We start from the raw sequence: 24443 nt of genomic DNA, 5'->3' as shown, positions 1-24443 counted from the left end.
TTGTGGCGAGGGGACTTGTCCCCGTTGGGCTGCGAAGCAGCCCTCAGGTGTATCTATTGAAACCGGGTCGCTCGCATGGGAGGGGACTGCTTCGCAGCCCGACGGGGACAAGTCCCCTCGCCACAGGGGTCGAGACACGTTCGAAGGTGATTACAAATCGCTAACACAGGTCTTTTCCTGACCGATGCGTCAAGGCGTAGAATGCGCCGCCTTTGTGCATAAATTTTTCTGGACGCTCTGCCCTTGAATTCCGTGACCGAACGCTCTGACGCCGCCCCCCTCACCCGCCCTGCCCGGGTTCGCCTGGAGCTGAAAAACCTGCTCGGCCTGGCGCTACCGATCATGGTTGCGCAGCTGGCGACGACCGCGATGGGTTTCGTCGACGCAGTGATGGCCGGCCGAGTCGGGCCGCGCGATCTGGCGGCGGTGGCCCTGGGCAACTCGATCTGGGTGCCGGTATTTCTATTGATGACCGGCACGCTGCTGGCGACCACGCCGAAAGTCGCCCAGCGCTTCGGTGCCGGCACCCACAGCGAGATTGGTCCGATCGTGCGCCAGGCCCTGTGGCTGGCGCTGGTCGTGGGCGTGCTGGCGACCGCCATGTTGCTTGGCGCCGAGCCGATTCTGCACATCATGAACGTCGATCCCGAACTGATCGGCCCCTGCATGCAATACCTGCACGGCATCGCCAGCGGCTTGCCGGCGGTGGCGATTTATCATGTACTGCGCTGCTTCAGTGACGGGCTCGGGCGCACGCGGCCGGCGATGGTCCTTGGCCTGTGCGGGCTGGCGCTGAATATTCCGCTTAACTACATTTTCATTTATGGCCATTTTGGCGTGCCGGCCATGGGCGGCGTCGGTTGCGGCTGGGCGACGGCCATTGTCATGTGGGTGATGGCGCTGGGCATGGCGGGATGGGAACGCTGGGCGCCGGTGTATCAGTCGAGTCAACTGTTCAGCCGTTTCGACTGGCCGCAATGGACGGTGATCAAGCGTCTGCTGAGCATTGGTTTGCCCATCGGCATCGCGGTGTTTGCCGAGTCGAGCATCTTCGCGGTGATCGCGTTGTTGATCGGCAGCCTCGGCGCGACGGTGGTTGCCGGGCACCAGATCGCGCTGAATTTCAGCTCGCTGGTGTTCATGATCCCCTACTCCCTGGGCATGGCCGTCACCGTGCGCGTCGGTCAGGCGCTAGGGCGTCAGCAGCCGCGTGAAGCGCGCTTCGCTGCCGGTGTTGGCATGGGCACGGCGCTGGCGTATGCGTGCATTTCCGCGAGCATGATGCTGTTGTTGCGCGAGCAGATCGCAACCATTTACACGGCTGATCCGACGGTGATTCAAGTGGCGGCGATGCTGATCGTGTACTCGGCGCTGTTCCAGTTTTCCGACGCGATCCAGGTGACGGCGGCCGGCGCGCTGCGCGGCTATCAGGACACGCGGGTGACGATGATCCTGACCCTCTTTGCCTATTGGGGCATCGGTTTGCCGGTGGGCTACATTCTTGGCTTGACCGATTGGTTCGGCGCGCCGAGCGGCCCGAGCGGGCTGTGGCAGGGTTTGATCGTGGGATTGAGTTGCGCGGCGCTGATGCTGTCGATCCGCCTGACGCGCAGTGCACGCAAGCGGATCCGCATCAGCAGTTCGGCGGGTTAAGCGAGTTTCTTGCGAATCCAGTAGAGGTAGGTGCCGTCCTCTTCGTGCTGCGCGACTAGCTCGTGGTCGAGGAATACGCAAAACTTGGGAATATCGCGACGGGTCGACGGGTCGGTGGCGATTACCTTGAGCAAGCCGCCGGGCGTCAGGTCACGGATGTGCTGGTGCAGCATCATCACCGGTTCCGGGCAGTTGAGGCCGGTGGCGTCGAGGGTGCCGTCTACCGGCGTATCTAGCATTTCACTCATGATTCACTCCTGAAACTGGCCGGCATTGTCGCGCAATGCCGGGTGATCGGTCATCTGTTGCATCACGCCATCCCCTGTGGGAGCGGGCTTGCTCGCGAATGCGGTGGCTCAGTCGACTATAATTTTGAGTGTCCGTCCGCATTCGCGAGCAAGCTCGCTCCCACACTGGTTTGCGTCCAGTCAGCGGGATTTCGGTTTCTTCACATCCAGCCGACGCAAATGGCAGGTCACTTCTTCCCGATCGTGATACAGCTGCTTGCAACCGATCTCGACCCGGATCCCGCGTTCCTTGAAACCTTCGGCGATGCGTTCGAGCAAGCGTTTCACTTCGGCGTAGCGCTGCTTCATCGGCAACTTGAGATTGACCACCGCCTCGCGACAATGTCCCTCGCCGATCCATTCTTCCAGCATCGCCGCATTGCGCGCAGGTTTTTCGACGATGTCGCAAACCATCCAGTCCACCGGCTGGCGAGGCTTGAAGGTGAAGCCATCGGCCATCAGGTGTTGCACCAGACCTGTTTCCATCAGGCTCTCGGCCATTGGACCGTTATCAATGGCCGTCACCAGCATGCCACGATTGACCAGCTGCCAGGTCCAGCCGCCAGGCGCGGCGCCGAGGTCGACGCCGGTCATGTCGCTGTGCAGACGTTCGTCCCACTGATCACGCGGGATGAAGTGGTGCCACGCCTCTTCCAGCTTCAGCGTCGAGCGGCTTGGTGCCTCACGCGGAAACTTCAGGCGCGCAATGCCCATCGGCCACATCGCCGAGTTGTTCGACTCGGCCAGGCCCATGAACACTTCACGCCCACTCTTGAATGTCAGCAACAAACGCGGCTTGTGCGCATCGTCCACCAGTCTGCCAGCCGCCATCAGCGCCTTGCGCAGGTGGCCTTCAAACTTTTTGCAGAAATTCGACAGTTCCTTGCCGTCGTTGGTGTCGACCATTTCCAGCCACAAACTGCCGCACAACGGAAAATCGGCCATGTGCGCAAGGATCACGCTGATGCGATCGGTTTCCGGTAAATCAATGAACGCTCCGCGCGCCCACTGGCGCGGGAATATCAGCTCGGCGAAACGCTGACCGCGCATCAAGCGTTCGGCGCCGTCTTCTTCGGTGCAGATGAATTCGGCGCAGGCGCTGGCGGTCTTGGCTTTGGCATAACCGGCCACGTTCAGCCGCGCGGCATGCTCGGAAATTTCCGAGCAGACTTCGCTTTCGAAGCCCGGTCGGCAATGCATAAAGAGGGTGTTCATCAAATCTCCTGGGCAATCGGCAAACCAACGATGCGCAAACTTGCCCTGTAGCAAAGCCTGTCACGAAAAACGGCGCATGATAGCCGAGTTCGGAACCCTGGACGCGCTCATAGAGTCCAGTTATTAGCCAGCTACTTAAAACAGGGCTAGTTTTAATGCTCTGCCCGTCCCCTCAGTCCGTAGCCGTGCGGACTCAAAGGAGTGATCGTAATGCCTTCTGTTAATAGCCTGAATAGTCTTAAAACCTTACAAGTCGACGACAAAACCTACCATTATTTCAGCCTGCCCGACGCCGCCAGGAGCCTGGGTAATCTCGACAAACTGCCGATGTCGCTGAAGGTCTTGCTGGAGAACCTGCTGCGTTGGGAAGATGAGAAAACTGTCACCGGCGCTGATCTCCAGGCAATCGCCGCCTGGCTCAAGGAGCGTCGGTCTGACCGGGAAATTCAGTACCGCCCGGCGCGGGTTTTGATGCAGGACTTTACCGGCGTGCCCGCAGTTGTCGACCTCGCCGCCATGCGCGCGGCGATGGCCAAGGCTGGCGGCGACCCGCAGCGGATCAATCCGCTGTCGCCGGTGGATCTGGTCATCGACCACTCAGTGATGGTCGACAGGTTCGGCAGCGCCAGCGCGTTCGAGCAGAACGTCGACATCGAAATGCAGCGCAATGGCGAGCGCTACGCTTTCCTGCGCTGGGGCCAGAATGCCTTCGACAATTTCAGCGTAGTGCCCCCGGGTACCGGTATCTGCCACCAGGTGAACCTCGAATACCTCGGCCGCACAGTCTGGACCAAGGATGAAGACGGTCGCACCTACGCATTCCCCGACACGCTGGTGGGTACCGATTCTCACACCACGATGATCAATGGCCTTGGCGTCCTCGGCTGGGGTGTCGGCGGCATTGAAGCGGAAGCGGCGATGCTCGGCCAACCGGTGTCGATGCTGATTCCGGAAGTGATCGGCTTCAAACTCACGGGCAAATTGCGCGAAGGTATTACCGCGACCGACCTGGTGTTGACCGTCACGCAGATGCTGCGCAAGAAAGGCGTGGTGGGCAAATTTGTCGAGTTTTACGGTGACGGCCTCGCCGACCTGCCTTTGGCCGACCGCGCCACCATCGCTAACATGGCCCCGGAATACGGCGCTACCTGCGGTTTCTTCCCGGTCGATGACGTGACCCTGGAATACCTGCGCCTGTCCGGTCGCCCGCTGGAAACGGTGAAACTGGTCGAGGCCTACAGCAAAGCACAAGGTCTGTGGCGGCTACCCGGTACCGAACCGGCGTTCACCGACAGCCTGTCTTTGGACATGGGCAGCGTCGAAGCGAGCCTGGCCGGGCCGAAACGCCCGCAGGACCGCGTCTCGCTGCCCAATGTCGCGCAAGCGTTCAATGACTTCATCGACCTGCAGTTCAAACCCGCCAGCAAGGAAGAAGGTCGCCTGGAAAGTGAAGGCGGCGGCGGTGTTGCAGTGGGTAACGCCGATCTCGTCGGCGAGACTGATTACGAATACGACGGCCATACCTATCGGTTAAAGAACGGCGCGGTGGTGATTGCTGCAATCACCTCCTGCACCAACACCTCCAATCCGAGCGTGATGATGGCCGCCGGGCTGGTGGCGAAAAAAGCCGTGGAAAAAGGCCTGACCCGCAAACCCTGGGTGAAGAGCTCGCTCGCACCCGGTTCGAAAGTGGTCACCGACTATTACAAAGCGGCCGGACTGACCCAGTATCTGGACCAACTCGGTTTCGATCTGGTCGGTTATGGCTGCACGACGTGCATCGGCAACTCCGGACCGTTGCCGGAACCTATTGAGAAAGCCATTCAAAAGGCTGACCTGACCGTCGCTTCAGTGCTGTCGGGTAACCGCAACTTTGAAGGACGCGTGCATCCGTTGGTAAAAACCAACTGGTTGGCCTCGCCGCCATTGGTGGTCGCTTACGCGTTGGCCGGTACAGTGCGCACCGACATCAGCAGCGAGCCACTGGGCAATGACAAAGATGGCAACCCGGTCTACCTGCGCGATATCTGGCCCAGCAGCGAAGAAATCGCCGAAGCGGTCAATCAGGTCAATACCGCCATGTTCCACAAGGAATATGCGCAAGTGTTTGCCGGCGACGAGCAATGGCAAGCGATTGAAGTGCCGCAGGCGGCAACGTATGTCTGGCAGGACGATTCGACGTACATCCAGCATCCGCCATTTTTTGATGACATTGGTGGTCCGCCGCCACTGGTGGAGGATGTTTCGGGGGCCAGGGTGCTTGCGCTGCTCGGCGATTCGGTGACCACTGACCACATCTCGCCTGCCGGTAACATCAAGACCGACAGCCCCGCCGGCCAGTACCTGCGCGACAAAGGCGTGGAGCCGCGTGACTTCAACTCCTACGGTTCGCGGCGCGGCAACCATGAAGTGATGATGCGCGGCACCTTCGCCAACATCCGCATACGCAACGAGATGCTGGGTGGCGAGGAAGGCGGCAACACGATCCACATTCCAACCGGCGAACGCATGCCGATCTACGATGCCGCCATGCGTTATCAGGCGTCAGGCACGCCCCTGGTGGTAATTGCCGGACAAGAATATGGCACAGGCTCCAGCCGTGACTGGGCGGCCAAGGGTACCAACCTGCTCGGTGTGAAAGCGGTCATCGCCGAAAGCTTCGAGCGAATCCATCGCTCCAACCTGGTAGGTATGGGCGTGCTGCCGCTGCAGTTCAAACTGGATCAGAACCGCAAGAGCCTGAACCTCACTGGCAAAGAGACGCTGAATATTCTCGGCCTGACGGGTGCTGAACTGACGCCGAGAATGAACCTGACGCTGGTGATCACCCGCGAAGACGGGGGCCGCGAACAAGTCGAAGTGCTCTGCCGGATCGACACATTGAATGAAGTGGAATACTTCAAGTCGGGCGGGATTCTGCATTACGTGCTGCGGCAACTGATTGCGTCTTAAATGCAGCAGGAGGGGGGCGTACACGTCCCCCTTACTTCTTACTCCTCAATATGGCAATCACTTAGTCGCTCGTATCCTCGCAAGAATAACCGGAGGAAAAAATCTGAATATTATATAAGACACGACCATCAACATATAAGCCGCGAACAAAATACCAGAAACAAACAGAGCATAGGTGACTTTGTATTTACCAAGTACGGCGAAACGCCTGCCAGCACTCGCCAAATCCGTATTATCCACATATATGAAATATAAAGAAAAAAGACCAGCATCAAGACCATTGCCGCAATGAGAAAAATTAATTTCCTGATAGAGTGACCGTGGTACATTTCTCGCTGGCAATTGGAGAGCTGCAACACTCTGTACGTGAATACTGCAGAAAAAACAGGCATCACCAAACACCAATAATTCGTGATTATTTTAGAACCCAGAGGAAATGTTGAAGACTACATTCCAACTTTCCCAAAAAGATAATGATCAATAATCATTTCAATCATTTGAAACAGCTCTGTATCAGCACTTACAGGCACAATAAAAATTAGTACAAAAATCGGGACACATGTCAAAACCGCAAATATGTAAGGCACGTTCATTCTGACGAACTTCATGTTATTGCCCCTTCTGAACTAGATTTTCCAAAAAACCCCCTCGACACAGCATGTCGAGGGCGTGAGACACTAAAAATACTATATACTTAAGCTTCGCCGGGACCGACTGCCAAGTTTAAAAAGTAGCTATTTATCTCATCAATTCTTTCCGCGTCAAAATACGCTGCGGATAGAGCCATTACCACAGCAATAAATGGAACGCTTATAATAACAAGTGCTCCCATCATGGCAAATACAGTCGCCAAAAAAGCGCCTGCTGCAAAAGCGGCTAAAGAGCCAATGGCCAAGGCTTCAATTTCTACTCCGAGTGGCTTCCAGTCCCCCGTCTCAAACCCAATAACCGTTTTTTCACGAATGGACTCTGCCTGAACAATTTTCCCGACAACGCCGAATGCCTTTCCCAACCGGTTCACGTTATCAGCAAAGCTAGCTTTATCTAACGCATTGAGTGCATCTACAACAGTCGAACTCGTTATCGATCACCAACTGATAATCGCGATGTATGCCCATGAAATCATCCCATATAAAGGGCGTTAAAGGACTCAGCTTGCCTGATCCCAAGCTACTTCCTCTACGATTCTCATCACCAATTCCAGTATTTATATATAATCCCTGACTACCATTAAATGAAGGCAACCGTGGCGCGTTAATATGCACAGACCCCATCTCGTAAGAACCTGGCCCTTTCTTCTCATGTGGCCCTAAATAGAGTCCAGCCCCAGACATATTAAATTCCTTTTAGATTATAAAGTTGAAAAAAATCGGGACGAACAGGCTAATTGACAAGCTCTGTTTCAGGTGAAGTCAGCAAAAAACTCGCGGATACAGGTTTAGCTTCCGATACCAGTTATGGACTGTGCAGTGATATAAGAAACTCTGCCAGATGTAAATCGTTACCATTCGTAATAACGACCTGGATAAATTAATTGATGATGGATTTGCAACGTGATCGAGATGATGCGTCCCATGGCGACCGCGCCATCAACGGCACCCGCTTGCTGAGTAACAGAGCCGCTATTTCCACACACCTCTTGGGGGTAGGTTTGCCGCCTTTCCCCATGCTACAAAACGTTGCGGGTGTGCCGCAGGCGCAACAGGTAGATCGTGGAATCTCATATCGTGTATCCCTTTTCGTAATGGCCGATTTTTATTCGACTCACATCTCGTGGCTCGAGATCTTGCAGGCGCTCGCCAAGGCGTGGGTTGGTCACAGCGTGAGCGGTGCAATCGTGAGTTGCTGCGCAGTTCGTGCGGCAGTTGCTCGATTGAGGGAGGTGCTGGGCCGGATCGACACATTGAATGAAGTGGAATACTTCAAGTCGGGAGGGATTCTGCATTACGTGCTGCGGCAGTTGATTGCGTCGTGATTGTCCGCTGAAAACTACACCGCCTTCGGGCGGTGTTTTTGTTTATGGGCGCAGGTCCCTATACTCCGACACCGTTTCGTGAGTAACACAATTTCCCCCCTGTGATGCCTGCGCAATCTTGACACTAGGACATCAAATGCCTGCCCTGCCATGGACGTTCCTCACCCTCCTCTCCCTCGGCTACGGACTTGCGCTGGTCTACGGCCATCTGAGCTGGCTGGCCACCCTTTCCGTGTTGTTGCTGCTGATCGCCGGCATCGCCGTGCGGCAGCGTGAGATCCGCATCGCGCCGTACCTCGGTCATGCGCTGTTCCTGTTCATGGCATTGGCCCTGGCGTTGCACTGGCTGCCGGGTTTCTACAATGGTCGCGTGATCGCGCCACAGCGTTTTACCGATGATGCGGTGCGGTTCGCCATGTACCTGAACCTGGACAAACCGCTGATTGGTTTCTGGCTATTGCTGGTCTGCCCATGGATAGTCTGCCGGCGTTCGTTGCGCCTTTGCTGTTATGCGACGGCGCTGGGGCTGGTGTTGAGCAGCGTGCTGGCACTCGGTGGCGCGCTGTTGCTGGGGCTGATCAGCTGGGCGCCCAAATGGCCGGATCAGGCGTGGCTGTGGTTGCTCAATAACCTGCTGCTGGTGACGCTGGTCGAGGAGGCACTGTTTCGCGGCTACATCCAGGGCGGTCTGAGCCGGCGTTTCAAGCACCTGGCTCATGGCGAGGATCTGGCACTGCTGCTCGCCTCTTTGCTGTTTGCCTTGGTGCACGCGGGCGCCGGCTGGCAGTGGGTGTTGCTGTCCGGGCTGGCCGGGCTGGGTTATGGGCTGGCTTACCGTTTCGGTGGGCTCGCGGCGGCCGTCGCCACTCATTTTGGCCTGAATCTGCTGCATTTCGCGCTGTTCACCTACCCGATGCTCGCCGGCTGAGGCAAGGCTGGTTCTGCGACGCGCCACTGATTATCGAAAAATAATTTCAATAAATACCTGACGGCGCCGACAACCTATCAAAGCCTCACGGATTGAAAAAGCCATGCGCAACAACCAGCCTGTTACACAACGCGAACGGACTTTTCCGGCTCAGCAGCGGTTGATTTCCACCACCGATGCCAAAGGCGTGATCACCTACTGTAACGACGCTTTCGTCGAGATCAGCGGGTTTTCGCGTGATGAGCTGATCCGTGCGCCGCATAACCAGGTACGTCACCCCGACGTGCCGGCTGCGGTGTTTGCGCATATGTGGGGCACATTGAAACAAGGCCTGCCATGGATGGGCATCGTCAAGAATCGCTGCAAGACCGGCGACCATTATTGGGTCAACGCCTACGTGACGCCGGTGTTCGAAGGCAAACAGGTGGTTGGCTATGAATCGGTGCGGGTCAAACCGACTGCCGAACAGATCCGCCGTGCCGAAGCGCTTTATCAACGCATCAACCAGGGCAAGTCGGCCATTCCTTCGACGGACAAATGGCTGCCGGTGCTTCAGGACTGGCTGCCGTTCATCCTGGTCAGCCAGCTGAGCTTCATGATCGGCGCGACGCTCACCTCACAATGGGGCTTTGCTTTGGCCGCAGGCCTGTCGGTACCACTGGGCCTGCTGGGCTTGAGCTGGCAACAGCGCGGCCTCAAGCGCTTGCTGCGCCTGGCCGAGCAGACCACCTCCGACCCACTGATCGCGCAGATGTACACCGACAGCCGCGGTGCCCAGGCGCGTCTGGAAATGTCGATCCTCAGTCAGGAAGCTCGCCTGAGAACCTGCCTGACCCGTCTGCAGGACACGGCCGAGCACCTGACTGAACAAGCCAGACAGTCCGACACCCTCGCGCATAACAGCTCGACCGGGCTGGAACGTCAGCGGGTGGAAACCGAACAGGTCGCCACCGCAGTCAATCAGATGGCCGCCACCACCCAAGAAGTGGCCAGCCACGTGCAGCGCACCGCCGACGCCACTCAGGAAGCCAACCGACTGACCGGGCGCGGTCGCGACATTGCCGGGGAAACCCGCGACGCCATTCAGCGTCTGTCGGTGGTGGTGGGCGAAACCGGCCAAACCGTCACGCAGCTGGCCAAGGACAGCGATGAAATCGGTGGCGTAGTCGACGTGATCAAAGGCATCGCCGACCAGACCAACTTGCTGGCACTCAACGCCGCGATCGAAGCGGCGCGTGCCGGAGAGATGGGTCGAGGGTTTGCGGTGGTGGCTGACGAAGTTCGGCAGCTGGCGCAGCGCACCAGCGAATCGACCGGGCAGATTCACGCGTTGATCGCCAAGTTGCAGCACACCGCCAGCACTGCCGTGCAAACCATGGAAGCCGGGCATCGCCAGGCTGAGGAAGGCGTGGCGCGAGTGCTGGAAGCGGATCAGGCGCTGGTGGGGATCAGCGAAGCGGTGGCAAACATCACCGACATGACCACGCAGATTGCGGCGGCAACGGAAGAGCAAAGCGCAGTGGCCGAGGAGATCAGTCGCAACATCAGCAATATTTCGCAACTGGCCGACCAGACCTCGGAACAGGCGCAACACTCGGCGTTGCTGAGTGAAGAGCTGACAAAGACGGCGAATACCCAGTATTCGCTGGTAGAGCGGTTTAACCGTTAAAAGCAAAAGATCGCATGCCGTTCGCGCTCCCCTGCGGGAGCTGCTGCAGGCTGCGCTTTTTTGATCTTGCTGCACATTCGAAGAAACCCGGACAGCGAAAGCGTTCGGGTTTTTTATTGCTGGAGATTGCCAGTGTCCGACAGACAGCGATCGCGAGCAGGTTCACTCAGGCAATAACCAGTAATAGCGCGTGTCAACCTGTTACTTCTGACCGTTGACGATAGCCCTCGAGAATCCTAGTTTCAGGTTTTCCCTGAGGAGAGGTAACGACCATGGCATCGGTAGATTACATCGCTGAAATGAAGAGACACGCCTGCGCAACTGACGACCAGTTCTGGTGGTTCAACCCAAGTGAACGAAGCGATGCGGACCACAGTGTCTTTTACATCGATCAGCGTACCGAACCCCATCGCTGGGTATTTGCCGGTAGTCTTGGCTCTGAGTTTGCACTTCCATTTTTCGCGCTTCGGTTGAGCATGCCCAGGTCCGAACTTACGGATTATCCGAAGACGTTCACGCAAAAAGACGGCTTGGTGTTTATTTACTCTTACGGAGTGGAGGTCGCACCAGGGCACCCGGAAAAAATCGAGACGATCTACGGTCACGCTCCAAAGCTGACAGTCTGCCTGAACTCGATGACCAACAAGGCAACTGGATCCTTTGAATGCGTGATCCGCGACCCTGGGCAACCGCTTCAAGGTGAGTTCCGTTTGAGTTTCGACGATAGCTTCTAGCTTAAATGCGAATGATGTTGGCGGTGCCCAAATCCATCGCCAACAGGCTTGCGGTTTTTTTGCCGGTCAATGTCAAAAGACCGTCCGAACGCGGCCTTGGGCGCGTTCATTGCTTTAATAACCTTGCCACGGCCTGCGCTGCCGCCGCCAGATGCTGCTCATGGGTAAATCCCGAAACCTTCAACGGCTTCAAGTCATGATCCCCTGCGGCCAGCCACAAGACCTCGATCTGGCCTGACAACTCATAGGCGCCCACCGTCTCGCGATTGCCCAGTGCATCTCTTTCGCCTTGCACTATCAACGTCGGCGTCTTGAGACCAGCCAGATGCTCGATCCGAGGTTTCTCCGGCTTCCCCGCCGCGTAAAAGGGATAACCCAGGCACACCAGCGCATCCGCGCCCCATTCATCCGCGAGCAGACTGGCCATCCGCCCGCCCATGGACTTGCCGCCAACCGCCAGCGGCCCAGTGACATGGCGTCGCACCACGGCATACACCTCACGCCAGCATTCCAGCAGTTTCGGCGCTGGATTGGGTGGGCGTCTGCCGCCATCGACACGCCGTTGCGCCATGTACGGAAACTCAAAGCGCACCACGTTGACCCCGTGCGCAGCAAGGCGAGCAGTCATGTCGTTCATCCAGGCACTGTCCATCGGCGCGCCGGCGCCATGGGCCAGAATCAGCGTGGCCGATGCCGGTGCCGCAGCTGCGTCCCATCGCCAACCATGTTCACGCACGCACTGCGCCCATTGATCCGCGTCAATACTGGCCTTGTGCTGTTTGGTCATGCTTGCCTCGCTTTTAGTCTGCCTATAACTCCAGACGAGGGACGCGCTGCTTTATCACAAGCGCGATCACTTCGGCTGAACCGTGGATGGGGAACCATGAACACTTCTATCAGTACCGCCTACAACTACAAGGTGGTCCGCCAATTCGCCATTATGACGGTGGTGTGGGGCATCGTCGGCATGGGGCTCGGGGTTTTTCTCGCGGCTCAATTGGTCTGGCCGGAACTCAATTTCGATTTGCCGTGGACCAGCTTCGGCCGCCTGCGCCCATTGCACACCAACGCAGTGATCTTTGCCTTTGGCGGCTGCGCACTGTTCGCCAGTTCGTTCTACTCGGTCCAGCGCACCTGCCAGACGCAGTTGTTTGCACCGAAAATCGCCGCGTTCTGCTTCTGGGGTTGGCAAGTGGTGATCCTGCTGGCGGCCATCAGCCTGCCGCTGGGCTACACCAGTTCCAAGGAATACGCCGAGCTGGAATGGCCGATCGACATCCTGATCACCATTGTCTGGGTCGCCTACGCCGTGGTGTTCTTCGGCACGATCATGCAGCGCAAGACCAGACACATCTACGTCGGCAACTGGTTTTTCGGGGCCTTCATCATCACCGTGGCGATTCTTCACATCGTCAACAACGTTGAATTGCCGGTGAGTTTCACCAAGTCGTACTCGGTGTACGCCGGTGCGACCGACGCCATGGTTCAGTGGTGGTACGGCCACAACGCCGTGGGCTTTTTCCTCACCGCCGGCTTCCTCGGCATGATGTATTACTTCGTACCCAAGCAGGCCGAGCGGCCGGTGTATTCCTATCGCCTGTCGATCGTGCACTTCTGGGCGCTGATCACCCTGTACATCTGGGCCGGTCCGCACCACTTGCACTACACCGCGCTGCCGGACTGGGCGCAGTCGCTGGGCATGGTGATGTCGCTGATCCTGCTGGCACCGAGCTGGGGCGGCATGATCAACGGCATGATGACGCTGTCAGGCGCCTGGCATAAGTTGCGCAGCGATCCGATCCTGCGCTTCCTCGTGGTGTCGCTGGCGTTCTACGGCATGTCGACCTTCGAAGGGCCGATGATGGCGATCAAGACCGTTAACGCCCTCTCCCACTACACCGACTGGACCATCGGTCACGTTCACGCCGGCGCACTCGGCTGGGTGGCGATGATTTCGATCGGCGCGCTGTACCACATGATTCCGAAAATTTTCGGCCGCGCGCAGATGCACAGCATCGGCCTGATCAACGCGCACTTCTGGCTTGCCACCATCGGCACCGTGCTCTACATCGCCTCGATGTGGGTCAACGGCATCGCCCAGGGCCTGATGTGGCGCGCGATCAACGAAGACGGCACGCTGACCTACTCCTTCGTCGAAACCCTGGTGGCCAGCCACCCGGGCTTTGTCGTGCGACTGGTCGGTGGCGCGATCTTTCTCAGCGGCATGTTCCTGATGGCCTACAACACCTGGCGCACCGTGCGGGCCTCGCAGCCTGCCGAAGTCGCCGCTGCTGCGCAGATGGCTTGAGGAGTCCGCCATGAAACACGAAACAATCGAGAAAAACGTCGGCCTGCTGATGCTGCTGATGGTCCTGGCCGTGAGCGTCGGCGGACTGACCCAGATCGTCCCGCTGTTCTTTCAGGACGTGACCAATAAACCGGTGGAAGGCATGAAGCCGTATACCGCACTGCAACTGGAAGGCCGCGACATTTACATCCGTGAAGGCTGCGTCGGTTGCCATTCGCAGATGATCCGGCCGTTCCGCGCGGAGACCGAACGCTACGGGCATTACTCGGTGGCCGGAGAAAGCGTGTGGGATCACCCGTTCCTGTGGGGCTCCAAGCGCACCGGTCCGGACCTGGCGCGGGTGGGCGCCCGCTACTCGGATGACTGGCATCGTGCGCATTTGTACAACCCGCGCAACGTAGTGCCCGAGTCGAAGATGCCGGCCTACCCCTGGCTGGTCACGCAGGCGGTTGACAGCAGCCATACCGAAACCAAGATCCGCACCATGCGCACCCTAGGCGTGCCATACACCGATGACGACGTCAGCGGCGCGGTCGCCAGCCTCGAGGGCAAGACCGAAATGGACGCGCTGGTTTCTTACCTGCAAGTGCTCGGCACTGCCATCAAGAGCAAGAGGTGAGTGATGTTTGATATGAGCACTGGAATGATCCGCGGCCTGGGCACGGTCGTGGTGTTCGTGGCCTTCGTCGGCCTGACTCTGTGGGTATTCAATAACAAGCGCAATCCGGAGTTCGCCGAAGCGCGCCTGTTGCCGTTTGCCGACGAGCCGCAACCTGACAGCCCCCCAGAATCTGCGCCAACAAGGAGCACCCGGCCATGACCACTTTCTGGAGTACGTGGATCTGCGTACTGACCATCGGCAGCCTGATCGGTCTGACCTGGCTGCTGATCGGCACGCGCAAGGGCGAAACCAAGGGCAGCGTCGACCAAACCATGGGCCACAGCTTCGACGGCATCGAGGAGTACGACAATCCGCTGCCGCAGTGGTGGTTCATGCTGTTTGCCGGGACCCTGGTGTTTGCGGTCGGTTACCTGGTGCTGTACCCGGGCCTGGGCAACTGGAAAGGCATCCTGCCTGGCTATGAAGATGGCTGGACCGGGGTGCACGAGTGGGAAAAGGAAATGAGCAAGGCCGACGCCAGGTTTGGGCCGATCTACGCTAAATTTGCGTCGATGCCCGTGGAAGAAGTGGCCAAGGACCCACAAGCGCTGAAAATGGGCGGACGCCTGTTTGCCTCCAATTGTTCGGTGTGCCACGGCTCGGATGCCAAGGGCGCGTTCGGCTTCCCCAACCTGGCTGATAGCAACTGGCGCTGGGGCGGCAATGCCGAGATGATCAAGACCACCATCATGGGCGGGCGCATGGCGGCGATGCCGGCCTGGGGCGAAATTCTCGGTGAAAACGGCGTCAAGAACGTTGCCGCCTATGTGCGTCACGAACTGGCAGGACTGCCGCTGCCGGCGGATGACAAGGCCGACCTGCAAGCCGGTCAGCAAGCGTTCAGCGCCACCTGCGTGGCCTGTCACGGTGCGAACGGCCAGGGCACCGAGGCCATGGGCGCGCCAAACCTGACGCACCCGGCCGGCTTTATCTACGGCACCAGCCTGACGCAGCTCGAGCAAACGATTCGTCATGGCCGCCAGGGCCATATGCCGGCGCAGAACGAGTTGCTCGGCAACGATAAGGTACAACTGCTCGCAGCTTACGTTTACAGCCTTTCGAAGGGGGAGGAGCAGTTGAGCGGCAAGTTTCAAGCTACAAGCGGCCAGTAAAAGCAAAAGCGACGGCTGCAAGCGACAAGTGCCCCCTCTTGTAGCTTGCAGCTTGCAACTTGCAGCTGCTTCCTTTTGTCACACCCTCCCTTCGTACGCCTTTCGGTTCCCCGCATTCGGGTCTAAGCTTCCCCGATGCGGGCGGACATCTGCCGATTAGAGGTCGTTTTCACCTGAGGTGTTTGAAACATTTGCTCGATAGCAGGCCGCAAAGGCAGGTAGTTAACGGCTATCGTGCTGATTGCTTACAGCCCCCTGCCCTCCGCGTTTGAACACACCCCGTTACAGATGACATGACCCCTCCATCCTGTTCGCTCACTGCGGCATTTTGTCCATGGGTAATTTTGCCCTTACGCGGCGCATGGAAAGGCCGCAGAATCAGCTTCTGAAAGCATTGACGCAGGTCATGGCGCGTTGCAATGACCCCCCGCTTTCTACATACTTGCGGCCGATTTTTACTCCTAATAAAACACCTAAACCGTGGAACCTTAGAATGAGCACAGCAATCAGTCCGACTGCTTATAACTATAAGGTAGTCCGCCAGTTCGCCATCATGACGGTGGTCTGGGGGATCCTTGGCATGGGGCTCGGTGTCTTCATCGCCTCGCAACTGGTCTGGCCGGAGTTGAACTTCGGTCTGGCATGGACGAGCTTTGGACGCCTGCGCCCGTTGCACACCAACCTGGTGATTTTCGCCTTCGGTGGTTGTGCACTGTTTGCCACTTCTTATTACGTCGTGCAGCGAACCTGCCAAACGCGACTGATTTCCGACAGCCTTGCGGCCTTCCACTTCTGGGGATGGCAAGCAGTAATCATCGGCGCGATCGTCACCCTGCCGATGGGTCTGACCACCACCAAGGAATATGCCGAGCTGGAGTGGCCACTGGCGATTCTGCTGGCAATCGTGTGGATTGTTTACGCGCTGGTGTTCTTCGGCACCATCGTCAAACGCAAGACCAAGCACATCTATGTCGGTAACTGGTTCTACGGTGCTTTCATTGTCGTGACGGCGATGCTGCACATCGTCAACCACGCTTCGCTGCCGGTCAGCCTGTTCAAGTCCTACTCCGCCTACTCGGGTGCGACGGACGCGATGATCCAGTGGTGGTACGGTCACAACGCGGTGGGCTTCTTCCTGACCACCGGCTTCCTCGGGATGATGTACTACTTCGTACCGAAGCAGGCCGAGCGTCCGATCTACTCCTATCGTCTGTCCATCGTGCACTTCTGGGCGCTGATCACCCTGTACATCTGGGCCGGCCCTCACCACTTGCACTACACCGCGCTGCCGGACTGGGCGCAGTCGCTGGGCATGGCGATGTCGATCATCCTGCTGGCGCCAAGCTGGGGCGGCATGATCAACGGCATGATGACCCTGTCGGGCGCCTGGCATAAATTGCGCACCGACCCGATCCTGCGCTTCCTGGTCGTCTCGTTGGCGTTCTACGGTATGTCGACCTTCGAAGGCCCGATGATGGCCATCAAGACCGTCAACTCGCTCTCGCACTACACCGACTGGACCATCGGCCACGTACACGCCGGCGCGCTTGGCTGGGTAGCGATGATCTCGATCGGCGCCATCTACCACATGATCCCGAAACTGTTCGGTCGTGCGCAGATGCACAGCATCGCCCTGATCAACACGCACTTCTGGCTCGCGACCATCGGTACCGTGCTCTACATCGCCTCAATGTGGGTCAACGGCATTACCCAGGGGCTGATGTGGCGTGCAATCAACGATGACGGCACCCTCACCTACTCGTTCGTCGAAGCGCTGCAAGCCAGTCACCCTGGCTTCATCGTCCGCGCCCTGGGCGGTGCGTTCTTCGCCAGCGGCATGCTGTTCATGGCCTACAACGTATGGCGTACCGTACGTGCCTCGAACCCGGCTGAAGCCGAAGCTGCTGAACAGATTGCTGTAGTTGGAGCTCACTGATGAAGCATGAAGCAGTCGAGAAGAATATTGGCCTGCTGGCCTTCTTCATGGTCATCGCCGTCAGCATCGGCGGCCTGACGCAAATCGTTCCACTGTTTTTCCAGGACGTCACCAACAAGCCGGTCGAAGGCATGAAGCCTCGCACCGCGCTTGAACTGGAAGGCCGCGACGTCTACATCGCCAACGGTTGTGTCGGCTGCCACTCGCAGATGATCCGCCCGTTCCGTGCTGAAACCGAGCGCTACGGCCACTACTCCGTCGCTGGAGAAAGCGTCTGGGATCACCCGTTCCTGTGGGGTTCCAAACGCACCGGGCCGGATCTGGCCCGTGTCGGCGGTCGTTACTCCGATGACTGGCAGCGTGCGCATTTGTACAACCCGCGCAACGTAGTGCCGGAGTCGAAAATGCCGGCTTACCCGTTCCTCGTGGAAAACAAGCTCGACGGCAAAGACACCGCGAAGAAAATGGAAGTCTTGCGCACGCTCGGCGTCCCTTACACCGACGAAGACATCGCCGGTGCCAAGGATGCCGTGAAGGGCAAAACCGAAATGGACGCGCTGGTGGCCTATCTGCAAGGCCTGGGCACCATCATCAAAAGCAAACGGTGATTTAGATGGATATCGGGATGATTCGTGGCCTGGGCACCGTTGTTGTAATGGTGGCCTTCATCGGTCTGGCGTTGTGGGTGTTCAGTCCCAAGCGCAAGTCGGAGTTTGAAGACGCGACCTTGCTGCCTTTCGCGGATGACCCCGAAGCCATCAAGCACGTCGAGCAAGCTTCTAGGAGTAACAAAGAATGACTACGTTCTGGAGTCTGTACGTCACAGTCCTCAGTCTCGGCACCATCTTCGCCCTGACCTGGCTGCTGCTGTCCACCCGTAAGGGGCAGCGCGCCGAGCAGACGGAAGAAACAGTCGGCCACTCTTTCGACGGGATCGAGGAGTACGACAACCCGCTGCCAAAATGGTGGTTCATGCTGTTCGTGGGCACCATCATCTTCGCCCTGGGTTACCTGGTGCTGTACCCGGGCCTGGGTAACTGGAAAGGCCTGTTGCCGGGGTACAACTACCTCGATAACGAAAAGCAGACCGCGTTCGCCAATGGCCAGACCGGCTGGACCGGCGTTCACGAGTGGGAAAAGGAAATGGCCAGGTCGGACGCCCGTTTCGGGCCGATCTTCGCCAAGTTCGCTTCCATGCCTATTGAAGAAGTGGCCAAGGACCCGCAAGCCCTGAAGATGGGTGGCCGTCTGTTCGCCTCCAACTGTTCGGTCTGCCACGGCTCCGACGCCAAGGGCGCTTATGGCTTCCCGAACCTGACCGACGCCGACTGGCGCTGGGGCGGTGAGCCGGAAACCATCAAGACCAGCATCATGGGCGGTCGTCATGCGGTGATGCCGGCGTGGGCGGAAGTGATCGGCGAACAAGGCGTGGCGGACGTTGCTGCGTTTGTCGTGACCAGCCTGGATGGCCGCAAGCTGCCGGAAGGTGCCAAGGCTGACCCTGCCAACGGCCAGAAACTGTTCGCGGCCAACTGCGTGGCTTGCCACGGTCCTGCGGGCAAAGGCACGCCGGCAATGGGCGCACCCGACCTGACCCACCCCGGCGCGTTCATCTACGGTTCGAGCTTCGCCCAACTGCAGCAGACCATCCGTTATGGCCGTCAGGGCCAGATGCCTGCGCAGCAAGAGCTACAAGGCAACGACAAGGTTCATCTGCTGGCCGCTTACGTCTACAGCCTCTCGCATGGCGAGAAAGCTCCGGCGGAAGATAAGCAATAAGGCAAACGCCTGAAGCAATATTCAACGGCCCCGCCCATATGAATGGACGGGGCCGTTTTTGTTACAGCGGCGCTTTTATAAACTGAAACCTAAATTCGGTAGGCATTCAGGCGCTTCAGTACTAACGTCGAGCGACCTGGGGACTGGCATGAAGCACGTCTGCCAGGACAAGGAAGTGACTCTTCATTAAAAAGGAACAAGCCAATGTCTCATCATCACAGCAACGATATCTGCAAAGGCCCAGTACTGCCTGAGCCGACCAAGGAAGAAACCGTTCCGCAGGTCGATCTGGTCGTCACTGACGCTGAAACCCCCGAGAAACCTGACGCGGTGGAAGCATCGCAACGTCGCGCCAGTTTCTCCGGCGGGATCGACAGCCTGGGGCAAGGAAACATCCTCTAAGGGTGATCCACGAGCGCAGCGGAGACTCGCTGCGCTTTCTGCCGCATTCGGCGACCTGCAACGCGGGTGCACAGCGGTCATCGGCTATAGTCAATTGACCTGCATCATGTTTTGTTACATTCGCTACACCATTCAGGTTTTTTCCCCAACGCGACCAAAGGTCGCACCCTTGACCTAGAGCGACAGGCGTATCATTGCGCCACTGCAACACCTCTTTTTGACCGCGGTCGGCATGTACTGACCGGGGCATTTTTCCACTGCCGTGGGATGCAACCGATGAGCAACCAGATTCCGGTACACGACGTCACTCCGCCTGCCAAAGACGCGAGCAAAACCGTCGATCTTTACGCATCGCGAGAAAAAATCTACACCCGCGCCTTCACCGGCCTGTTCCGCAACTTGCGCATGATCGGCGGCGCCGGTCTTTTTCTGCTGTACTTCGGTACGGTCTGGCTGAATTGGGGCGGTCATCAGGCAGTCTGGTGGAATCTACCGGAACGCAAGTTTTTCATCTTCGGTGCGACCTTCTGGCCACAGGATTTCATCCTGCTCTCGGGCATTCTTATCGTCAGTGCCTTCGGTCTGTTCTTCATCACCGTCTATGCCGGCCGCATCTGGTGCGGTTACACCTGCCCGCAGAGCGTCTGGACCTGGATTTTCATGTGGTGCGAGAAGGTCACCGAGGGCGACCGCAACCAGCGCATCAAGCTGGACAAGGCGCCGATGAGTGCCAGCAAGTTCTTGCGAAAATTCAGCAAACACACCTTGTGGTTGCTGATCGGCTTCGCCACTGGCATGACTTTCGTCGGCTACTTCTCGCCGATCCGCGAATTGACCATCGACTTCTTCACCGGTCAGGCCGATGGCTGGTCGTATTTCTGGGTCGGCTTCTTCACCCTCGCCACCTACGGCAATGCCGGCTGGCTGCGTGAGCAGGTGTGCATCTACATGTGCCCGTACGCGCGTTTCCAGAGCGTGATGTTCGACAAGGACACCTTGATCGTTTCCTACGATCCGCGCAGAGGCGAGTCCCGTGGTCCGCGCAAGAAAGGCGTCGACTACAAGGCCATGGGCCTGGGCGATTGCATAGACTGCACGATGTGCGTTCAAGTCTGCCCTACCGGCATCGATATTCGAGATGGCCTGCAAGTCGAGTGCATCGGCTGTGCCGCCTGTATCGATGCCTGCGACAGCATCATGGACAAGATGGACTACCCCCGCGGCCTGATCAGCTACACCACCGAGCACAACCTGTCCGGGCAGAAAACCAATAAACTGCGACCGCGCCTGATCGGTTACGCCGTGGTTTTGCTGGCCATGATGGCGCTGTTGGCGGGCGCGTTTTTCATGCGTTCGCTGGTGGGTTTCGACGTCAGCAAAGACCGTGTGCTGTATCGCGAAAACGCCGAGGGCCGGATCGAGAACGTGTACAGCCTGAAGATCATGAACAAAGACCAGCGCGATCACACCTACCTGCTGGAAGCGGTCGGCCTGCCGGATCTGAAACTACAGGGCAGACGCGAAATAAAAGTTGCTGCCGGGGAGATCTTCAGTCAGCCGGTAGAGCTTTCCATGGCCCCGGAAAAACTGCCGTCGAGCACCAACGAGGTGACATTCATCCTCAAGGATGCCGATGACGCCGGGATCCACGTTGAAGCCAAGAGCCGATTCATCGGCCCACAAATTCGTTGAGAGAAGTGAACATGCCTGCAACAAACGCCGCAAGCCCTTGGTACAAGCATCTTTGGCCATGGATCATCATTGCCATCCTCGCGTGCTCGGTGACGCTGACCCTGTCGATGGTGACCATCGCGGTGAAAAATCCGGACAACCTGGTCAACGACAATTATTACGAAGCCGGCAAAGGCATCAACCGGTCACTGGACCGCGAATTGCTGGCGCAGACCCTTTTGCTGCGCGCCAGCGTGCACCTGGACGACGTCACCGGTGAAGTCGATGTGCGCCTGAAAGGCAACAGCCAACCGGCCAGTCTGGAGCTGAACCTGATTTCGCCGACGCAGCCGGAAAAAGATCGCAAGATCAGCCTTGTGCAGAGCGGCTCAGAGCCAGGTCGCTACATCGGCCAGGTGAATGACAAAGTTGAAGGTCGGCGCTTTGTCGAGCTGCTGGGCGTGCAGGACGGCCAGACCTGGCGCATGTTCGAGGAAGAACAGGTCAGCCACGACAAGGACCTGCTGCTGGGCGACGAACCGCTGCAAGGCGCTGAGGACCTGTAGGGTCTGTGGGACCTGTAGGAGCTGTCGAGTGAAACGAGGCTGCGATCCTCTGATCTTGCTTTTGTTAACCAACATCAAAAGATCGCACCCTCGTTTCACTCCTCAACTTCTACGGTATGAGGCCTTTGCGGACGATACGATTCAATAATGACCACGCCAACCCCCTGCTACCACTGCGCCCTGCCCGTGCCGGCCGGCAGCCGCTTCACCGCCGCCGTCCTCGGCGAAACCCGCGAGTTCTGCTGTCCGGGTTGCCAAGCGGTGGCCGAAGCGATTGTGGCCGGGGGGCTGGAAAATTATTACCAGCATCGCAGTGAAGCCTCGGCCAATCCAGAAGGCTTGCCCGTGCAACTGGTCGATGAGCTGGCTTTGTATGATCGCGCCGACGTACAACAACCTTTCGTCCATCACGACGGCGACCTCGCCGAAACCACCCTGTTGATGGAAGGCATCAGTTGCGCCGCGTGCGGCTGGCTGATCGAAAAACACTTGCGCAGCTTGCCCGCAGTCGCCGAAGCGCGCTTGAACCTGTCCAACCACCGCCTGCATGTGCGCTGGGCCGATGCACAGTTGCCGCTGAGCCAGGTGCTGAGCGAATTGCGCCAGATCGGCTACGCCGCCCACCCCTATCAAGCCGACCGCGCCAGTGAACAACTGGCCAGCGAGAATCGCCAGGCGCTGCGCCAACTCGGCGTGGCCGGCCTGCTGTGGTTTCAGGCGATGATGGCGACCATGGCGACCTGGCCGGAATTCAACATCGATCTCAGCCCCGAACTGCACACCATCCTGCGCTGGGTGGCGCTGTTCCTGACCACACCGATCGTGTTCTACAGTTGCGCGCCCTTCTTCAAAGGCGCGATGCGGGATTTGCGCACCCGGCATTTGACCATGGACGTGTCCGTGTCGCTGGCGATCGGCGGGGCTTACATCGCCGGCATCTGGACCTCGATCACGGGCGTGGGTGAACTGTATTTCGACGCGGTTGGCATGTTCGCGCTGTTCCTGTTGGCGGGGCGCTATCTGGAGCGCCGCGCCCGCGAGCGAACCGCTGCCGCCACCGCGCAACTGGTCAATCTGCTGCCTGCTTCGTGCCTGCGCTTGAGCGACGATGGCCAGAGCGAACGCATCCTGCTCAGCGAATTGTGCGTGGGTGATCGCGTGCTGGTGCACCCCGGCGCGATCCTTCCAGCGGATGGCAAGATTCTCGAGGGGCGGTCGAGCGTCGACGAATCCCTGCTGACCGGCGAATACCTGCCGCAACCGCGCACGCCCGGCGATGCCGTCACCGCTGGCACGTTGAATGTGGAAGGCGCGCTGACCGTCCAGGTGCTAGCGCTCGGGCACGACACGCGGCTGTCAGCGATCGTTCGCCTGCTCGACCGCGCTCAGGCCGAAAAGCCGAGACTGGCGGAAATTGCCGACCGGGCCGCGCAATGGTTTCTGTTGCTGTCGCTTATTGCCGCTGCTGTCATCGGTCTGGTCTGGTGGGAGCTGGACTCCTCGCGCGCGTTCTGGATCGTCCTCGCCATGCTGGTCGCGACCTGCCCGTGCGCGTTGTCCCTGGCCACACCGACCGCACTCACCGCCGCCACCGGCACCTTGCACAAACTCGGTTTGCTGCTGACCCGCGGCCACGTACTGGAAGGACTGAATCAGATCGATACGGTGATTTTCGACAAGACCGGTACGCTCACCGAGGGTCGCCTGGCCCTGCGTGCGATCCGCCCGCTCGGCACGCTCGACAGCGATCAATGCCTGAATCTTGCCGCCGCCCTCGAAAATCGTTCCGAACACCCGATCGCCCGGGCGTTTGGCCGTGCACCACTGGCGGCAGAAGACGTTCATAGCACGCCGGGACTGGGCCTTGAAGGCCTGGTAGGCGAGCAGCGCCTGCGGATCGGTCAGCCAGAATTTGTCTGCGAGCTCAGTGGCGCCGTTGTTCCCTCGATGCCCGACGAACCCGGCCAATGGTTGCTGCTTGGCGACATGGATGCACCGCTGGCGTGGCTGGTGCTCGACGATCGCTTGCGCGAAGATGCGCCCGCGCTGCTCGCTGCCTGCAAGGCGCGCGGCTGGCGGACGCTGTTGCTGTCGGGCGATAGCTCGCCGATGGTCGCCAGCGTTGCGGAGCAATTGGGCATTGATGAAGCCTGGGGTGGATTGCGGCCGGACGATAAACTGCAGGTGCTGCAGCGGCTGCACAAGGAGGGTCGCAAAGTGTTGATGCTCGGCGACGGGGTCAACGACGTGCCGGTGCTGGCCGCCGCCGACATCAGCGTGGCGATGGGTTCGGCGACTGATCTGGCGAAAACCAGTGCCGATGCCGTGCTGTTGTCCAATCGGCTCGACGCGTTGGTGCAGGCCTTCAGTCTCGCTCGAAGAACGCGCCGTGTGATCATCGAGAATTTGCTTTGGGCCGGGCTGTACAATGGTCTCATGTTGCCGTTTGCCGCCCTCGGCTGGATCACGCCGGTGTGGGCCGCTGTCGGTATGTCCATCAGTTCGTTGACCGTGGTGCTGAACGCGTTGCGCCTGACTCGCCAGCCGAGCGCGCCCGCCACCAGCATCACGGCGCACACCCGCCCGCTGCCGGCC

The 24443-nt window shown here is 58.8% G+C and carries 21 protein-coding genes and 2 pseudogenes; 18 read left to right on the top strand and 5 right to left on the bottom strand.

The features are described from left to right. Positions 1-243 precede the first annotated feature (243 nt). A complete protein-coding gene (locus F8N12_RS25880) occupies positions 244-1653 on the top strand; it encodes an MATE family efflux transporter (RefSeq protein ID WP_150582918.1) in 1410 nt (469 codons plus the stop codon). Here the strand turns inward: F8N12_RS25880 and tusA are convergent. After that, positions 1650-1901, bottom strand: a complete 252-nt coding sequence (gene tusA, locus F8N12_RS25875; protein WP_150582917.1) for a sulfurtransferase TusA — start codon at positions 1899-1901, stop codon at positions 1650-1652. The genes F8N12_RS25880 and tusA overlap by 4 nt on opposite strands. Positions 1902-2081: 180 nt before the next feature. Beyond that, entirely contained in the window at positions 2082-3155 is a 1074-nt protein-coding gene (rlmM, locus tag F8N12_RS25865) for a 23S rRNA (cytidine(2498)-2'-O)-methyltransferase RlmM (protein WP_150582916.1), read from the bottom strand. A 210-nt stretch (positions 3156-3365) separates the two neighbouring features. On the opposite strand from rlmM, the gene acnA reads away from it, so the two are divergent. Next, positions 3366-6107: an aconitate hydratase AcnA gene (acnA, locus tag F8N12_RS25860; protein WP_150582915.1), complete on the top strand. Its 2742-nt coding sequence runs from the start codon at positions 3366-3368 to the stop codon at positions 6105-6107. A 694-nt stretch (positions 6108-6801) separates the two neighbouring features. Here the strand turns inward: acnA and F8N12_RS25855 are convergent. Then, a complete protein-coding gene (locus tag F8N12_RS25855) occupies positions 6802-7191 on the bottom strand; it encodes a colicin-like pore-forming protein (RefSeq protein ID WP_150582914.1) in 390 nt (129 codons plus the stop codon). Positions 7192-7827: 636 nt separating this feature from the next. Next, positions 7828-8009 (bottom strand): annotated as a pseudogene (locus F8N12_RS27990) (hypothetical protein). Here F8N12_RS27990 and F8N12_RS28375 point away from each other — a divergent pair. The 4 genes and pseudogenes from F8N12_RS28375 to F8N12_RS25835 all read left to right on the top strand — a co-directional run. Further along, a pseudogene (locus tag F8N12_RS28375) lies at positions 7987-8082 on the top strand (hypothetical protein); the annotation flags it as partial. The pseudogenes F8N12_RS27990 and F8N12_RS28375 overlap by 23 nt on opposite strands. A 136-nt stretch (positions 8083-8218) precedes the next feature. Beyond that, positions 8219-9010 (top strand): CPBP family intramembrane glutamic endopeptidase, encoded by a 792-nt coding sequence (locus F8N12_RS25845; RefSeq protein ID WP_150582913.1) that lies wholly within the window; start codon positions 8219-8221, stop codon positions 9008-9010. 103 nt (positions 9011-9113) lie between these two features. Continuing rightward, complete coding sequence (locus F8N12_RS25840) at positions 9114-10679, top strand: methyl-accepting chemotaxis protein (protein WP_150582912.1); 1566 nt, start codon at positions 9114-9116, stop codon at positions 10677-10679. A 272-nt stretch (positions 10680-10951) separates the two neighbouring features. After that, positions 10952-11413, top strand: coding sequence for a hypothetical protein (locus F8N12_RS25835; RefSeq protein WP_150582911.1), 462 nt, complete (start codon positions 10952-10954; stop codon positions 11411-11413). Positions 11414-11519: 106 nt separating this feature from the next. Here the strand turns inward: F8N12_RS25835 and F8N12_RS25830 are convergent, their stop codons facing one another. Next, positions 11520-12200, bottom strand: coding sequence for an alpha/beta family hydrolase (locus F8N12_RS25830; protein ID WP_150582910.1), 681 nt, complete (start codon positions 12198-12200; stop codon positions 11520-11522). Positions 12201-12296: 96 nt separating this feature from the next. Here F8N12_RS25830 and ccoN (F8N12_RS25825) point away from each other — a divergent pair, with 96 nt between their 5' ends. From ccoN (F8N12_RS25825) to F8N12_RS25770, 12 genes are all read left to right on the top strand, one after another. Continuing rightward, entirely contained in the window at positions 12297-13721 is a 1425-nt protein-coding gene (gene ccoN, locus F8N12_RS25825) for a cytochrome-c oxidase, cbb3-type subunit I (RefSeq protein ID WP_150582909.1), read from the top strand. Positions 13722-13731: 10 nt separating this feature from the next. Beyond that, positions 13732-14340, top strand: a complete 609-nt coding sequence (ccoO, locus tag F8N12_RS25820; RefSeq protein WP_150582908.1) for a cytochrome-c oxidase, cbb3-type subunit II — start codon at positions 13732-13734, stop codon at positions 14338-14340. After that, positions 14341-14541 (top strand): cbb3-type cytochrome oxidase subunit 3, encoded by a 201-nt coding sequence (locus F8N12_RS25815; RefSeq protein WP_150582907.1) that lies wholly within the window; start codon positions 14341-14343, stop codon positions 14539-14541. It abuts the gene before it with no gap. Beyond that, positions 14538-15494, top strand: a complete 957-nt coding sequence (gene ccoP, locus F8N12_RS25810; RefSeq protein ID WP_150582906.1) for a cytochrome-c oxidase, cbb3-type subunit III — start codon at positions 14538-14540, stop codon at positions 15492-15494. The genes F8N12_RS25815 and ccoP (F8N12_RS25810) overlap by 4 nt, the downstream gene beginning before the upstream one ends. 493 nt (positions 15495-15987) lie before the next feature. Then, positions 15988-17430, top strand: a complete 1443-nt coding sequence (gene ccoN / locus F8N12_RS25805) for a cytochrome-c oxidase, cbb3-type subunit I (RefSeq protein WP_150582905.1) — start codon at positions 15988-15990, stop codon at positions 17428-17430. Then, positions 17430-18038 carry a cytochrome-c oxidase, cbb3-type subunit II gene (gene ccoO / locus F8N12_RS25800; protein WP_009042961.1) on the top strand — a complete coding sequence of 203 codons (609 nt, stop codon included), beginning with the start codon at positions 17430-17432 and terminating at the stop codon, positions 18036-18038. Before ccoN (F8N12_RS25805) ends, ccoO (F8N12_RS25800) begins: the two co-directional genes overlap by 1 nt. Positions 18039-18043: 5 nt before the next feature. Beyond that, entirely contained in the window at positions 18044-18229 is a 186-nt protein-coding gene (locus F8N12_RS25795; protein WP_003175465.1) for a CcoQ/FixQ family Cbb3-type cytochrome c oxidase assembly chaperone, read from the top strand. Then, positions 18226-19209 carry a cytochrome-c oxidase, cbb3-type subunit III gene (gene ccoP / locus F8N12_RS25790; RefSeq protein ID WP_150582904.1) on the top strand — a complete coding sequence of 328 codons (984 nt, stop codon included), beginning with the start codon at positions 18226-18228 and terminating at the stop codon, positions 19207-19209. The genes F8N12_RS25795 and ccoP (F8N12_RS25790) overlap by 4 nt, the downstream gene beginning before the upstream one ends. Before the next feature lie 204 nt (positions 19210-19413). Continuing rightward, on the top strand, positions 19414-19611 hold the full coding sequence (locus F8N12_RS25785; protein ID WP_150582903.1) for a hypothetical protein: 198 nt from the start codon (positions 19414-19416) through the stop codon (positions 19609-19611). Positions 19612-19887: 276 nt separating this feature from the next. Further along, positions 19888-21303 carry a cytochrome c oxidase accessory protein CcoG gene (gene ccoG / locus F8N12_RS25780; protein ID WP_150582902.1) on the top strand — a complete coding sequence of 472 codons (1416 nt, stop codon included), beginning with the start codon at positions 19888-19890 and terminating at the stop codon, positions 21301-21303. Between the two features lie 11 nt (positions 21304-21314). Next, on the top strand, positions 21315-21848 hold the full coding sequence (locus F8N12_RS25775; RefSeq protein ID WP_150582901.1) for a FixH family protein: 534 nt from the start codon (positions 21315-21317) through the stop codon (positions 21846-21848). A 147-nt stretch (positions 21849-21995) separates the two neighbouring features. Then, positions 21996-24443 (top strand): heavy metal translocating P-type ATPase (locus F8N12_RS25770; protein WP_150582900.1); only part of this gene is annotated, 2448 nt, incomplete at its 3' end.

The organism is Pseudomonas fluorescens (genome assembly GCF_902497625.1).
GTDB classification, from domain to species: domain Bacteria; phylum Pseudomonadota; class Gammaproteobacteria; order Pseudomonadales; family Pseudomonadaceae; genus Aquipseudomonas; species Aquipseudomonas fluorescens_BQ.
Note: the sequence above shows the minus strand (reverse complement) of the source record. Positions and strands in the feature narration are given on the sequence as shown.

Bases quoted from the DNA above. Each gene is read 5' to 3' on its own strand.
- tusA (WP_150582917.1), bottom strand. From the start codon at position 1,901: ATGAGTGAAATGCTAGATACGCCGGTAGACGGCACCCTCGACGCCACC.
- rlmM (WP_150582916.1), bottom strand. From the start codon at position 3,155: ATGAACACCCTCTTTATGCATTGCCGACCGGGCTTCGAAAGCGAAGTC.
- acnA (WP_150582915.1), top strand. From the start codon at position 3,366: ATGCCTTCTGTTAATAGCCTGAATAGTCTTAAAACCTTACAAGTCGAC.
- F8N12_RS25845 (WP_150582913.1), top strand. From the start codon at position 8,219: ATGCCTGCCCTGCCATGGACGTTCCTCACCCTCCTCTCCCTCGGCTAC.
- F8N12_RS25840 (WP_150582912.1), top strand. From the start codon at position 9,114: ATGCGCAACAACCAGCCTGTTACACAACGCGAACGGACTTTTCCGGCT.
- F8N12_RS25835 (WP_150582911.1), top strand. From the start codon at position 10,952: ATGGCATCGGTAGATTACATCGCTGAAATGAAGAGACACGCCTGCGCA.
- F8N12_RS25830 (WP_150582910.1), bottom strand. From the start codon at position 12,200: ATGACCAAACAGCACAAGGCCAGTATTGACGCGGATCAATGGGCGCAG.
- ccoN (WP_150582909.1), top strand. From the start codon at position 12,297: ATGAACACTTCTATCAGTACCGCCTACAACTACAAGGTGGTCCGCCAA.
- ccoO (WP_150582908.1), top strand. From the start codon at position 13,732: ATGAAACACGAAACAATCGAGAAAAACGTCGGCCTGCTGATGCTGCTG.
- ccoP (WP_150582906.1), top strand. From the start codon at position 14,538: ATGACCACTTTCTGGAGTACGTGGATCTGCGTACTGACCATCGGCAGC.
- ccoN (WP_150582905.1), top strand. From the start codon at position 15,988: ATGAGCACAGCAATCAGTCCGACTGCTTATAACTATAAGGTAGTCCGC.
- ccoO (WP_009042961.1), top strand. From the start codon at position 17,430: ATGAAGCATGAAGCAGTCGAGAAGAATATTGGCCTGCTGGCCTTCTTC.
- F8N12_RS25795 (WP_003175465.1), top strand. From the start codon at position 18,044: ATGGATATCGGGATGATTCGTGGCCTGGGCACCGTTGTTGTAATGGTG.
- ccoP (WP_150582904.1), top strand. From the start codon at position 18,226: ATGACTACGTTCTGGAGTCTGTACGTCACAGTCCTCAGTCTCGGCACC.
- F8N12_RS25785 (WP_150582903.1), top strand. From the start codon at position 19,414: ATGTCTCATCATCACAGCAACGATATCTGCAAAGGCCCAGTACTGCCT.
- ccoG (WP_150582902.1), top strand. From the start codon at position 19,888: ATGAGCAACCAGATTCCGGTACACGACGTCACTCCGCCTGCCAAAGAC.
- F8N12_RS25775 (WP_150582901.1), top strand. From the start codon at position 21,315: ATGCCTGCAACAAACGCCGCAAGCCCTTGGTACAAGCATCTTTGGCCA.